This window comes from Serratia microhaemolytica (assembly GCF_004011885.1).
Taxonomy (GTDB): Bacteria; Pseudomonadota; Gammaproteobacteria; order Enterobacterales; family Enterobacteriaceae; genus Serratia_G; species Serratia_G microhaemolytica.
Window position 1 is genome coordinate 38,889 of sequence record NZ_SBEF01000005.1, and the last position, 12,847, is coordinate 51,735.

The window sequence follows — 12,847 nt, forward strand, 5'->3', positions numbered from 1 at the left end:
TAACTGATATATTTAGAGACTGCTATGCAATACGGTGACTAATATAGCAAAAAGTCGCCTGCATGAGAATTCGTTGTTATTGATTTGTTAATTTTTGTTTGATGTATGCTAAGGCCTGTTGCCTAACTTGCTGAATTGACATTTCGGTGGCATCGATAATCAGGGCATCTTCTGCCGGTATTAATGGGGCGATTGCGCGGTTGCGATCACGATCATCCCGTTGTTTTATCTCTGCTAATATTGTTTCAATGCTACCGCTAAAACCTTTTTCTTGCAGTTGTAGCAGTCGACGTTTTGCCCGTTCTTCTGCGCTGGCGTCGAGAAAAATTTTTACCGGTGCATCGGGGAAAACGATGGTCCCCATGTCTCGACCATCGGCAATCAGCCCCGGCAACTCACGAAATGCACGTTGACGACGCAGTAATGCCTCACGCACACGCGGGAAAGCGGCAGCTTGTGATGCGGTATTGCCCACCGCTTCGGTGCGGATTTGATGACTGACATCTTCCCCTTCCAGCATGATCTGCATGTTGCCGTTTTGTGTTACAAAGCAGACATCCAGGTGTGCGGCTAATGGAACTAGCGCTTCTTCAGAGCTGATATCTACCTGATGATGTAATGCAGCCAGAGCCAACACGCGATAGATCGCTCCCGAGTCCAGCAGATGCCAGCTTAGTGTTTCAGCCAGCGCTTTACACAGCGTGCCTTTACCCACACCACTTGGGCCATCAATGGTGATAACCGGGGCTAATGTCGTCATTTCTCTTTCCTTTAGCTAAAAAGACTTTGTTTATGCGCTTTTGTTAGCGGATTGCCTGGCATTATATACGTAAAGTAGTGTAAAGAGCAGTTATCTGCTTTTCGGTTCATAAGGCAGACAGGAAAACTTGCTTGATTCAGCTCGGTAGTGCATCACGCGTTGGCGAAAGTAGTCGCGCAGTTCTGCCGGTTGTTCGCGTTCGACCAGATCAGCAACCACTGGCATATTGTAGCGTTCCTTAAATGCCACACCAGCAGCCGCGAGGTCGACATTAATTTTGTCCATTTCCAGTTTTGGTAGCTCGGCTAGGTTATATCCCATGTGTTCTCTCTTGTGTGACTTAACGGCTCTCTCAGTCGCGCCATGTTCGTTGGCTGGTTGCCTTGGATAGCGGCAGGTTGACATTGCTGCTGCCGGTTTGGGCCATCAGCAGCAGTCAATATCTATCGAGAGGCTTAGATTGTGGCTGGGAGTTGGTGTTGCGCAAACTCCTGAACTAATTGTTCAACAAAGCTTAACCGTGTGGCTCGTTGGCTGAGATCTTGGGTAAATTTCAGTTTGCTTGAGCCATCCAGACGATAATTTTGTGGCTGTTGCAACAAGCTAATTAGATAAGCTGGGTCGACACGGTTATTGCTGCTGAACTCAATAAAGCCGCCACGTTCGTTAGCTTCAATACGCTTAATGCCCAATTGCTGTGCTTGCTGGCGTATTTGTGCGCAATGTAACAGATTACGTGTGGCATCCGGCAGTGGACCGAATCGGTCAACCAACTCCACTTTGATCTCGTCCAATTGCTGGCTATCTTTGGCGGTAGCCACACGCTTATAGAATGACAGGCGTGTATTCACATCAGGGACAAAATCCTCTGGCAGTAGCACCGGTAGACGTAATTCAACCTCAATCTGTTGACTAATCAAATCATCCAGTGACGGTTCACGGCCATTTTTCAGTGCCTCAACGGCATTTTCCAACAACTCCATGTAGAGTGAGAAGCCGACACTGTTCATCTGCCCACTCTGATCTTCGCCCAACAACTCACCAGCACCACGGATCTCTAGATCGTGAGTGGCTAATGCAAATCCAGCCCCTAACTCCTCTAGTGAGGCGATCGCTTCCAGCCGTTTATGAGCATCCGCATTCAGGGCTTTGGGTGGCGGTGTTAACAGGTAAGCATAAGCCTGATGGTGTGAACGACCGACCCGACCACGTAGCTGATGCAGTTGAGCAAGGCCGAAGCGATCTGCCCGCTCAATAATAATGGTGTTGGCATTCGGAATATCAATGCCGGTTTCAATAATGGTGGTGCAGACCAGCACATTAAAACGCTGGTGATGAAAATCGTTCATCACCCGTTCCAAGTCACGTTCACGCATTTGGCCATGACCAATGGTAATGCGTGCTTCCGGTACCAGTTCAGCCAGTTTCCCGGCAGCAGCATCAATATGTTCAACGTCGTTGTAGAGGTAGTAAACTTGGCCACCACGCAATATTTCACGCAATATGGCTTCTCGTACCACTAGATTGTCATATTCCCGCACAAAGGTCTTCACTGCCAAACGTCGCGCCGGGGGGGTGGCGATGATTGACAGATCACGCATACCACTCATTGCCATATTCAGCGTTCTGGGTATCGGTGTGGCGGTGAGTGTTAAGATATCAACATGGGCACGCATCGCTTTGATGCGCTCTTTGTGCCGCACTCCGAAGCGGTGTTCTTCATCGATAATCAGCAAGCCCAAATCTTTCCAGCGTAGATCGCTCTGCAACAGTTTATGAGTACCAATGATGATGTCGATCTTCCCTTGTTCAGTTTCCGCCAGGATCTGCTGCTGTTCTTTGGTGGTGCGGAAGCGGGAGAGCATCTCGACACGGATCGGCCAACTGGCAAAGCGATCACGAAAATTATCGAAATGTTGTTGTGCCAGTAGTGTGGTTGGTACTAACACTGCCACCTGTTTGTTGTTCTCTACCGCCAAAAAGGCTGCACGCATTGCCACTTCGGTTTTACCAAAACCGACATCACCACACACTAGGCGATCCATCGCCAGTGGTCGACACATATCACTCAGTACCGCATTGATTGCCTGCTCTTGATCCACGGTAGTTTCAAAGGGAAAAGTTTGACAAAACAGTTGGTATTGCTGGCGATCATGCTTGAAGGCAAAGCCGGTTTTAGCGGCACGCTGTGCATAAATATCGAGGAGTTCAGCAGCGACATCACGCACCCGTTCGGCGGCTTTCTGCCTGGCTCGAGACCAGGTATCTCCGCCCAGTTTATGCAGTGGCGCGTTTTCGCTATTGCCGCCGGCATAGCGGTTGATCAGATGGAGTGAAGAGACGGGGACGTAGAGCTTATCCTCGCCGGCATAGGCCAGGATCAGATATTCAGCTTTGATGCCTCCCGCTTCTAAGGTGGTTAACCCGACATAGCGGCCAACGCCATGTTCCAGATGTACCACCGGTTGCCCTGGGTGCAGTTCTGCCAAGTTGCGGATCAGGGTGTCGGTGTTGATGGTGCGGCGGTTATCTTGCCGCCGACGGCTGATGCGTTCTCCGAGCAGATCACTCTCGCAAATCATCGCACAGTCACGCACACTGTCGATAAAACCATGTTCAGCAGCACCAACCATAATGTAGTGGCCGGGGGCGGTGATTTGCTCTCGCTGTTTGATCAATTGCGGATTGAGTTTAATGCGAGCCAGCAGTTCCAGCAGTGTTTCGCGTCGCCCCTCGCTCTCAACCGAGAACAGGATGCTGCCGCTAAACTGCTCAACAAAACGACGTAATTTATCCAGTGGTGCTTTCTGCGCTGCCTGTATCCCCAGATCGGGCAGCGGTTGATAACCCAGATTGCGGCAGCCGCTCTTGTCTGGCAGAGGCTCTGTTTTGAGTACCACGCGTGGCCAGGCTTTTAATTCGCCAAACAGCGCGTCGACACGTAGCCAGAGCCGTTCGGGTGATAATAGCGGCCGCATGGGATCACCGCTGCGGCTCTGATAACGCTGTTCGATATCCTGCCAAAAGCGAATTGCCGCACTTTCCAGTGGTTCGGTATTAATAATCAAGCTGTTTGCCGGTAAATAGCTAAACAGTGATACTAGCGGCTGGCTGAAAAACAGAGGTTGCCAATATTCGATACCGGCCGGCCAACTCCCTTTGCTGACTTGTTGATAGAGGTGCTCGGCGTCACGTCGCACATCGAACTGTTCTCGCCACTGGCTGCGGAATAGCTCGATGGCACTTTTATCGGTCGGAAACTCGCGTGCAGGTAGCAGATTGATGTTGTCAACTTCGAGCAGTGTACGTTGGCTGTCGATATCAAAAGTGCGTAAGCTATCTACTTCATCATCAAAAAAATCAATTCGATAGGGAAGATCACTACCCATTGGATAGAGATCAAACAGTGCGCCTCGGGTAGCAAATTCACCATGTTCCATCACTTGATCCACACAACGGTAACCGGCCTGTTCTAACTGGGCGCGTAACCGATCGCGCGATAATTTCTGGCCTTTGCGCATCACTAAGGCATGGCGATGGAGAAACTCATGTGGGCAGACGCACTGCATTAAGGTGTTGACCGGCAAGATCAGCGCACCTGTGACTTGTGTGGGCAGGTGATAAAGGCGAGCAAGGCGTGCAGAGATAATCTCTTGATGTGGAGAGAAACTGTCATAAGGCAGTGTTTCCCAGTCCGGCAGGGTAGTCACCGGTTGCTCGGTAAACTGTCGGATTTCGTCACGCAGTCGCAGTGCAGTTTGCATATCAGGGGTAATTAACAACACTGGGCCGTGATGTCGCTCAATGATTTCAGCACACTCTACCGCACAGGCTGAACCCTGTAGTTGGCCAAGTTGCCGCACATCACCGGGCTGCTCTGGCAGTGAGTAACGGTAGGTGGGTGAGATCGAGTCACGGCGGTTTTCAGAGTTGCTCATGTGATTATCTTTATTCTTTTAAAATCAGTTTGTTGTATGGTTTTGTGTCAGGTGTAAATGCGATTAGGCAGATACGTTGCTGAGTCTTATTTTAGCCTGACAGGCCAAGGTATCGGCGGCAGTTAGAACTGTTCGCCATCTCTGCGCCAGGCATCAGCAGTCAATGCTTCACCAAAGTGAGCGGCAATTAGCCGCCTGGTGAGATCATGTAGCGGTGCTGCCAGTACTTCGGCGGTGTTGCCACGTTCAACCACTTCGCCCGCATGCATCACCAGTACCTGATCACTAATATGCTTCATCATGCCGAGATGCTGAGTAACATAGATATACGAAATACCATGTTTTTCCTGGAGTTCCAGCATCAGATTCGTGATTTGTGAGCGCATTGACATATCAAGCGAGGCTAACGCTTCATCAGCGACAATCACTTTGGGTTGTAAGATCAGCGCGCGTGCCAATGCGACACGCTGCTTCTGCCCAGCCGCTAGCATATGCGGGTAGTAGTAGGCGTGATCAGGTAGCATCCCCACTTGGCGCAGTGTTTGGTTAATTCGCTCTTCCCGTTCATGTGCCTCAAGTGCAGTGTTGAGGCGTAGTGGCGTCTCCAGCAGTTGGCCGACCCGCTGGCGCGGGTTGAGGGAGGTGGTTGGATCTTGAAAAATCATGCGAATACGTTGGCTTCGATAGTGATAGTCGCCAAACTCCAGTCGATGATCGTCGATCAGTAACTCACCGGATGAAGGCTCGATCATTCCGGCCAGCATCTTAGCCAGTGTTGATTTGCCAGAACCATTTTCACCGATGATCGCCAGCGTTTGCCCTTCACGCAGTGTAAAGCTGACTGCTTTGACCGCTTCAATATGTTGGCGGCGAAAAAGCCCAGTGCGATAGCGGTAGGTTTTGGTCAAATTGCGCACTTCCAGCAACGTCTCCATGTTACTGCTCCTCAATGTTCAGCGGAAAATGGCAGGCGAATGAGCGATTTTTCATCGTGCGTAAGCGTGGTGTTTCAATACATTTTTTTTGTGCATAAGGGCAACGTGGGCCTAAGCGACAACCGATAGGTAAGCGCTCGAGTGAGGGGATGGCACCATGCAGCGTGTTCAGTCGGCTTTTATGGGGCAACGCACGGCCAAAATCCGGCATGGCGCGGATCAGCGCCTGTGTATAGGGATGGTGCGGGGTTGCAAGCAATTCTTCACACTGTGCGCTCTCTACCGTTTGGCCACAGTAGAGCACATCGACCCGATCTGCCCATTTACTCATCATCTGTAGATCATGGCTAATCAGTAGGATGGTGGTGTTATTGTTTTGATTCAACCTGGCTAACAGCCGGAAAATTTGTGCCTGAGTGGTTGGCTCCATCGCATTGGTTGGTTCGTCAGCAATCAGCAATCTCGGCTGATTCGCTAGCGCAATCGCGATCATCACTTTTTGGCACTCACCTTCGGTCAATTCGTAAGGGAAGCAGCCCATGATATCTTTATGATCTTTAATGCCAACACGGTGCAGTAGCTCAATTGCTCGGCGTTTGCGCCAGTTAAGACGTTGCCACCAGCGCCCTTTGTAAGTCCAGCCAGGAATTGCCTGCATCAGTTGACGGCCGATATTCTCTGCTGGATCGAGACAGGATTGCGGTTCCTGGAAGATCATCGACACATCCTGCCCTAACAGTTTGCGCCGTTTACGCGGGCTTAAACGTAATAGATCAATATCGTCAAAGCGAAAGCGATCGGCACTGACACGCCAGTTATCTTTGGTAACGCCACAAATCGCTTTTGCAATCAGGCTTTTGCCTGAGCCAGACTCGCCAACAATGCCACGTACTTCTCCTTCAGTTAAGCTCATGCTGATGCGATCCACGGCTTTTACTGGGCCTTGCGCGGTCATAAATTCAATGGTGAGGTTACGAATATCGAGTAATGGCATTATTCTACTCCGGTTGTAACAGCACGGCGTATGCCATCGCCCAGCAGGTTAACGAGCAATACACTCAACATAATCGCAGCACCGGGCAGCATAACACTCCAGGGCGCGACATAGATCAATTCCAATGAATCACCGAGCATGGTGCCCCATTCGGCACTGGGCAGTTGTGCGCCTAAATCGAGAAACCCAAGCGCGGCAAGATCGAGAATTGCCATCGACAGCGCACGGGTAAACTCATTGATGAGCACTGCGCTGATATTCGGCATTACCGCATACCACAAAATGTGGGCGGTGGTTGCACCATCCAGCCGAGCAGCAATAATGTACTCTTTTTCCAGTTCATCATGTACAGCACTGTAGATGGTACGAACCATGCGCGGCAGCAGAGCCAGCCAAATGGCTAACATGGCGTGCTGTAGAGAAGGGCCAACAAATGCCACGATAATGATTGCCATCAGTAGTGAAGGAATGGCAAGCAAAATATCTAACATGTGTTTGAGTAATGCGGAGAGTAACCCACGTGTAATACCGGCAAAAACGCCGAGTAATATCGCACAGAGTGCAGCCGCAATGGTCACCAGCCAGGCACTGCCAAAAGTAGCGCGGGCACCATTGAGCAGACGGCTGAGCAAATCACGGCCAAGATCATCGGTGCCGAGAAAGAACGAGACATTGCCATGATTTGACCAAGCGGGCGGTGCCAACTGATAACCAATAAATTGCTGATCCAGCGGATAGGGTGCCAGCAGGTTGCCGATCAGACAGAGTAGCAATAGTATTGATACGCCATAAAAGCCGATCATGGCTAAGGTGTCAGCGTAGAAAATACGCCAAATATAGAGCAGGCGGCTGGGCATTTTATTTTCTCGATACACACTATCGAACAGCATACCATTCCTTATGTTTTAGCGGGTTAGCTGCAGCGCCGATAATCTCGGCCAGCGTGTTAATCATCATCACTAGCGCACCGAAAATCATCACGCCGGCAGAGAGAGCAGCAAAATCCTGTTGGCGAATCGCATCGATCATCCAACGGCCAAGCCCTGGCCAACTGAAGATCACTTCAGTGATGATGGCGAGTGTGAGCATGGTAGAAAATTGCAGGCCAAGTTTCGGGATGATTGGCGGTAGCGCGTTATGTAGCACATGACGGCGAATGATGGTAAAGCGCGACAAGCCGCGCGTGTTGGCAGCTTTGATGTAGTTTTTGGCAAATACCTCACTGGCGCTTATCCGTAGTAGGCGGATCACTTCGGTGGTGGGGACAACACAGAGTGTGGCGACCGGCAGAATAATGTGGCGCAATACACTGTTGATCATTTCGCTACGGTATGGCGAATCTGAGAGCCAGGTGTCAATTAACGCGAAGCCGGTCACCGGTTTGACTTGGTAGAGCAGATCGAAACGGCCGGAAACCGGCAACCAACCAAGATTTAACGAAAACAGCAGTATTAGCAACAGCGCTAACCAAAATACTGGGATCGAGAAACCGAGTAAGGCTACCGTGCTAATAGCGCGATCCTGCCATTTTCCACGTAATACACCGGCGATAATCCCCAATGGGATACCGATCAGTAACGCCAGACTAAATGCCAGCAAGCAGAGTTCAACAGTAGCTGGCAGCACTTCTTTTAACTGATCTTTAATCGGCTGACCATTAACAATCGAAAACCCGAAATCACCTTTGATCAAGTTGTTGACATAAAAAAGGTAAGCATCCGGTAACGTAGAACCGGCTAGTGGCGCATGTGGTGTAAAATAGCTCAGACTAAAGCTGATCATGGTCAACAGTAGCAACGTGATCAGCAGCAACAGCAGGCGACGTAAGATAAAAATAATCACTTGGTCTGTTCTTCCTTTAACGGGGTGCGATGCACCCCCGCGAATGAGGCGTTACCGAATGGACTAAAGATAAGCCCATTAATATCATGCCGATAAGCCTGTAGGTGTAATGAGGAGGCGAGCGGCAAGATCGGTAATTGTTCGGTCAGGATCTTCTGTGCCTGTCGATAATAGCTAATACGCTGTGACAGCTCACTGGTGAGTTGGGCATTTTGCAAGATGTCGTCAAAGCCGGGATTGCACCAGTGGGCATAGTTGGTTTGTGAGCGAATTGCCGCACAACTGAGTAATGGGCGGAAAAAGCTGTCAGGGTCATTGCTGTCGGTAGCCCAGCCAGTGAGCGTCAGATCGTGGTGCATTTCCATCAACCGTTCCTGACGGTAGTGACCATCGACCGGAACAATACTAAGCGTAATGCCGAGCGGCGCTAAGCTGGCCTGCAATAGCTCGGCCATTTTCATCGGGCTTGGGTTGTAGGACTGCGATGCGATCGGTACCCAAAGTGTCAACGATAGGTGTGTAATACCGGCCTGTTTCAACAGTTGGCGAGCCTGGGCAAGATCATATTTCTCTGGTTTAGCTTCACTGTCATAGGCCCAGGAAGCACGCGGCAAGATCGAACTGGCGGTTTCAGCACTGCCATAATAGATCGACTGCATCAGGTGTTCGCTATCGATTGCCAGTGCAATTGCCTGACGAACCTTCAGGTTATCCAACGGCGGTTTAGCCGTATTAAAAGCCAAATAAGCGACATTCATTCCTGGACGTAACGTTAAACTGAGGCGTGGATCTTTGCGCAGCACCGAGATCTGGCTGGCAGCAGGATAAGCCAGCACATCACACTCACCAGTCAGCAACTTGGCTAGTCGCCCAGCACCACCGGCGCTCATATCAATCACCACTTGAGGCATCTGCGGTTTACCTTGCCAATAACTGTCATGGCGCGCTAGACGCAAATATTGCCGGGCATGATATTCACTCAACAGAAAGGGGCCGGTACCGACCGGTTTGCGATCAAGGAGTTGTGGTACGCCAGCTTGCGCAAGCTTGGTGGCATATTCGGCCGATAGGATCGGGGCGTAATGGGTAGCAAGATGCCACAAGAAGGAGGCATTCGGTGCCCGTAGGCGAAATTCGACAGTATAGTCATCCAGTTTGTTGATCGACTGAATTGAATTCGCTAACTGTAAACTATCGAAATAGGGATACTCACCCCCATTGAGCGCATGAAATGGGTGATTGACCTGAAAGATGCGTCGAAAACTAAACAACACATCTTCAGCATTCATGTTGCGGGTGGGTTGGAACCAAGCAGTGGTTTGAAATGGAACATTGTTGCGTAGATGAAAGCGATAGGTGGCGCCATTGTCCAGCACAACCCAACGTTCAGCCAATCCAGGCAGTAAACGGTAGGTATTGGGATCGACAGTCAGCAGCCGATCATAGAGTTGTGCCGAAAGGGTATCAACCACCAATCCACTACTGGCCATCTGTGGATTAAAGGTGTTCAAAATGCCGTTGACACAATAGACGAAACCACTACGGCGAATATCTGTCGGTGAATGGTAGGTTGCAGGTGTATAGGATGTTGGCCGGATGGAAGCCGATAGCGAACCAGCCAGGCAGATAAATGAGTTTGCCAAGCAACCAAACGAGATGAACCAAAGCCAAAAGATGCGCATACAGGTGTCAGTGAGTTATCCAGTGATGGACTTAGTGTATCGCACTATCGGCAACAGCCCAATTGCTGACACAAAATGGTTTTGATTGTGACAGTCAGCAAAAGAGCTGTAGAGCCATCATGGCGGTACTCAACCAATGTCTTCATGTTTTTTCAGTAAACCGCGTAACTGGTGGTAACTTAAACCGAGCAATTTGGCCGCATTACGCTGATTGAAACGCCCTTGTTGCAGTGCTGCCTTCAATAAAGCGGCTTCCTGCTGATGTTGCCAGAGTTTCAGATCCAGCGGCAAGGCTGGCAGTACTGTGTGGCTATCAGCGGGCGCGACAATTGGCGCTAATTGCCGGTTAAAGGGATCGATGATGATCTGATCCAGTGCCTCCTGGCTGGAGCCGTGCCGATAAACCGAACGCTCAACAGCATTTTTCAGCTCGCGGATATTACCCGGCCATTGATAGTTCAGCAAGCTATCCTGAGCTTGTTGGCTAAAGCCCGGAAATAACGGCAATGACAACTCGCGGCACATCTGAATGGCAAAATGTTCGGCCAGCAACAGAATGTCTTGCTGTCGCTGGCGCAGTGGAGGCAACTGCACCACATCAAATGCCAAGCGATCGAGCAGATCAGCACGGAATTTGCCTGCTTTGGTCAAAGCGGGTAAGTCGTCATTGGTTGCGCACACCAAACGGACATCGACTTTTAATGGCTGGCTACCGCCGACACGTTCCAACTGCCCATACTCGATCACTCGCAACAGTTTATCTTGTACCAACATTGGCGCAGTCGCTAACTCATCAAGAAATAACGTACCGCCATCAGCACGCTCAAAACGGCCAAGATGACGCTTTTGCGCACCAGTAAACGCACCGGCTTCGTGGCCGAACAGTTCGGAATCAAGCAGATTTTCATTCAGTGCAGCACAGTTGAGTGAGATAAATGGCCCTTGCCAACGAGGTGACAGGTAATGTAAACGATGAGCGATCATCTCTTTACCGGTTCCACGTTCGCCGATAACCAGCGCGGGTTTACTGAGCTTTGCCAGTTTTGAGACTTGCTCTAGCATTTCGACAAAGCAATTGGCTTCGCCTAATAGGTTTTCTTGCTGCTCATGCATGACGAAATTCACCAACATTTAGCGTAAATGGCTACTTTAAACCATAGATTATCAGAGGTAAAAACAAAAAATCATTTATTTTCATTGTGATAAAAGTTGGCACGCTTCTTGATTAAATCGAGAGGCAATTAACTTAATCAATGTTCAGTATCAAGAGGATGTGAATCATGGGAATTTTCTCTCGTTTTAGCGATATTGTGAATGCCAATATCAATGCGTTATTAGATAAAGCCGAAGACCCACAGAAATTGGTGCGGCTGATGATCCAAGAGATGGAAGATACACTGGTTGAGGTACGTTCGATTTCAGCTCAGGCGCTGGCAGAGAAAAAACATCTGTTACGTCGAGTTGAAGATGGCAAACGTCAACTGAATGACTGGCAGGAAAAAGCTGAACTGGCAATACGCAAAGACAAAGAAGAGTTGGCGCGATCAGCATTGATTGAAAAGCAGAAAGTGGCCGATGTTGTCGGAACGCTGGAGCGGGAAGTTGCAGTCATCGATGAGAAATTAATACGCATGAAAAGCGAAATCGGTGAATTGGAGAATAAATTAACTGAAACGCGCATACGTCAGCAGGCATTGACATTACGGCATCAGGTGGCAGCATCATCATCGGAAGTGCGTCGACAGTTGGATAGCGGTAAACTGGATGCCGCGATGGCCCGATTTGAACAGTTTGAACGCCGGATCGACCATATGGAGGCTGAAGCGGAAAGTTTTAGCATCGGTAAGAAGAAAAACTTGGAGCAGGAGTTTGCAGAGCTGAAAGCCGATGATGCTATTAGTGAGCAATTAGCTGCGCTGAAAGCCAAAATAAATCGTACTGAATAATATTCCAGCGGCCACCATGTGGCCGCCGCTAACCTATTGCCAACAATAAGGAAGTCAAATGAGTGGTTTCTTTCTCTTTATCCCGCTGACAATTTTCGTCGTGTTTATTGTTCCAATTTGGCTTTGGCTGCATTACCGCGCTCAGAAACAGAGTGGAGGGGAGTTGGATGCACAGGAAATGAGTCAGTTAACGCAACTGAGTGAGCAGAGTGCACGAATGCGCGCACGTCTCCAGGTTTTGGAAGACATTCTTGATGCGGAACATCCAAATTGGAGACAGTCATAATGCGTGATTGGCAAAACAGAACGCGCAGTAATAGCACGCAGTACCGCAGAACATCATCTAGCTGTTCCAGTTCTCATACAAGTTATTCGGGCAGAAAGTTGTACCTTATGCCGCAACAGGGGATTATCAAGGGAGTCTGTGCCGGTTTGGCGCACTATTTTGGTCTGCCGGTACGTTTGGTAAGGGTACTTGTGGTGATCTCGCTGTTTTTTGGTGTGGTATTAACTGTGGCAGCATACGCTATCCTGGCCTTTTTCCTGGACAAGGCACCAACATCAGAAGTTGAAACAGATGGTTATCAACCAACATCACGGCAATTACTGGCACAGCTTGAACTTGAGTTAGAGCAAAGTGAACAGAAACTGCGTCAACTTGAGCGTTATGTTACCTCTGATACCTTCACCGTGCGTGGCCGTTTTCGTCAATTGTGATTTTAGCTAGCGGTTTGCCACTGTTGGCATTGG

General features: G+C 49.6%; 11 protein-coding genes and 1 pseudogene. 3 read left to right on the plus strand and 9 right to left on the minus strand.

Annotated elements, in window-relative coordinates:
* Nucleotides 1-76 precede the first annotated feature (76 nt).
* From cmk to pspF, 9 genes are all read right to left on the minus strand, one after another.
* Nucleotides 77-760, minus strand: coding sequence for a (d)CMP kinase (cmk, locus tag EOJ37_RS04610; protein WP_127958296.1), 684 nt, complete (start codon nucleotides 758-760; stop codon nucleotides 77-79).
* Nucleotides 761-850: 90 nt separating this feature from the next.
* Nucleotides 851-1,081, minus strand: a complete 231-nt coding sequence (locus EOJ37_RS04615; RefSeq protein ID WP_127958298.1) for a DNA polymerase III subunit theta — start codon at nucleotides 1,079-1,081, stop codon at nucleotides 851-853.
* 134 nt (nucleotides 1,082-1,215) lie between these two features.
* The gene (gene mfd, locus EOJ37_RS04620) at nucleotides 1,216-4,698 is read right to left on the minus strand and encodes a transcription-repair coupling factor (RefSeq protein ID WP_162473655.1); all 3,483 of its coding nucleotides are present in this window, start codon (nucleotides 4,696-4,698) and stop codon (nucleotides 1,216-1,218) included.
* A 122-nt stretch (nucleotides 4,699-4,820) separates the two neighbouring features.
* On the minus strand, nucleotides 4,821-5,633 hold the full coding sequence (sapF, locus tag EOJ37_RS04625; RefSeq protein ID WP_127958300.1) for a putrescine export ABC transporter ATP-binding protein SapF: 813 nt from the start codon (nucleotides 5,631-5,633) through the stop codon (nucleotides 4,821-4,823).
* A 1-nt stretch (nucleotide 5,634) separates the two neighbouring features.
* A complete protein-coding gene (gene sapD / locus EOJ37_RS04630) occupies nucleotides 5,635-6,627 on the minus strand; it encodes a putrescine export ABC transporter ATP-binding protein SapD (RefSeq protein WP_127958302.1) in 993 nt (330 codons plus the stop codon).
* Entirely contained in the window at nucleotides 6,627-7,517 is an 891-nt protein-coding gene (sapC, locus tag EOJ37_RS04635) for a putrescine export ABC transporter permease SapC (protein ID WP_127958304.1), read from the minus strand. The genes sapD and sapC overlap by 1 nt, the downstream gene beginning before the upstream one ends.
* Complete coding sequence (gene sapB, locus EOJ37_RS04640) at nucleotides 7,504-8,469, minus strand: putrescine export ABC transporter permease SapB (protein ID WP_127958306.1); 966 nt, start codon at nucleotides 8,467-8,469, stop codon at nucleotides 7,504-7,506. Before sapB ends, sapC begins: the two co-directional genes overlap by 14 nt.
* Nucleotides 8,466-10,151 (minus strand): ABC transporter substrate-binding protein SapA, encoded by a 1,686-nt coding sequence (gene sapA / locus EOJ37_RS04645; RefSeq protein ID WP_127958309.1) that lies wholly within the window; start codon nucleotides 10,149-10,151, stop codon nucleotides 8,466-8,468. Before sapA ends, sapB begins: the two co-directional genes overlap by 4 nt.
* 129 nt (nucleotides 10,152-10,280) lie before the next feature.
* Nucleotides 10,281-11,264, minus strand: coding sequence for a phage shock protein operon transcriptional activator (gene pspF / locus EOJ37_RS04650; RefSeq protein ID WP_127958311.1), 984 nt, complete (start codon nucleotides 11,262-11,264; stop codon nucleotides 10,281-10,283).
* A gap of 167 nt (nucleotides 11,265-11,431) precedes the next feature.
* On the opposite strand from pspF, the gene pspA reads away from it, so the two are divergent.
* From pspA to pspC, 3 genes and pseudogenes are all read left to right on the plus strand, one after another.
* Nucleotides 11,432-12,097 (plus strand): phage shock protein PspA, encoded by a 666-nt coding sequence (gene pspA, locus EOJ37_RS04655; RefSeq protein ID WP_127958313.1) that lies wholly within the window; start codon nucleotides 11,432-11,434, stop codon nucleotides 12,095-12,097.
* Between the two features lie 58 nt (nucleotides 12,098-12,155).
* Nucleotides 12,156-12,383, plus strand: a complete 228-nt coding sequence (pspB, locus tag EOJ37_RS04660; RefSeq protein WP_127958315.1) for an envelope stress response membrane protein PspB — start codon at nucleotides 12,156-12,158, stop codon at nucleotides 12,381-12,383.
* A 92-nt stretch (nucleotides 12,384-12,475) separates the two neighbouring features.
* Nucleotides 12,476-12,814: pseudogene (gene pspC, locus EOJ37_RS04665) on the plus strand (envelope stress response membrane protein PspC); the annotation flags it as partial.
* Nucleotides 12,815-12,847 lie beyond the last annotated feature (33 nt).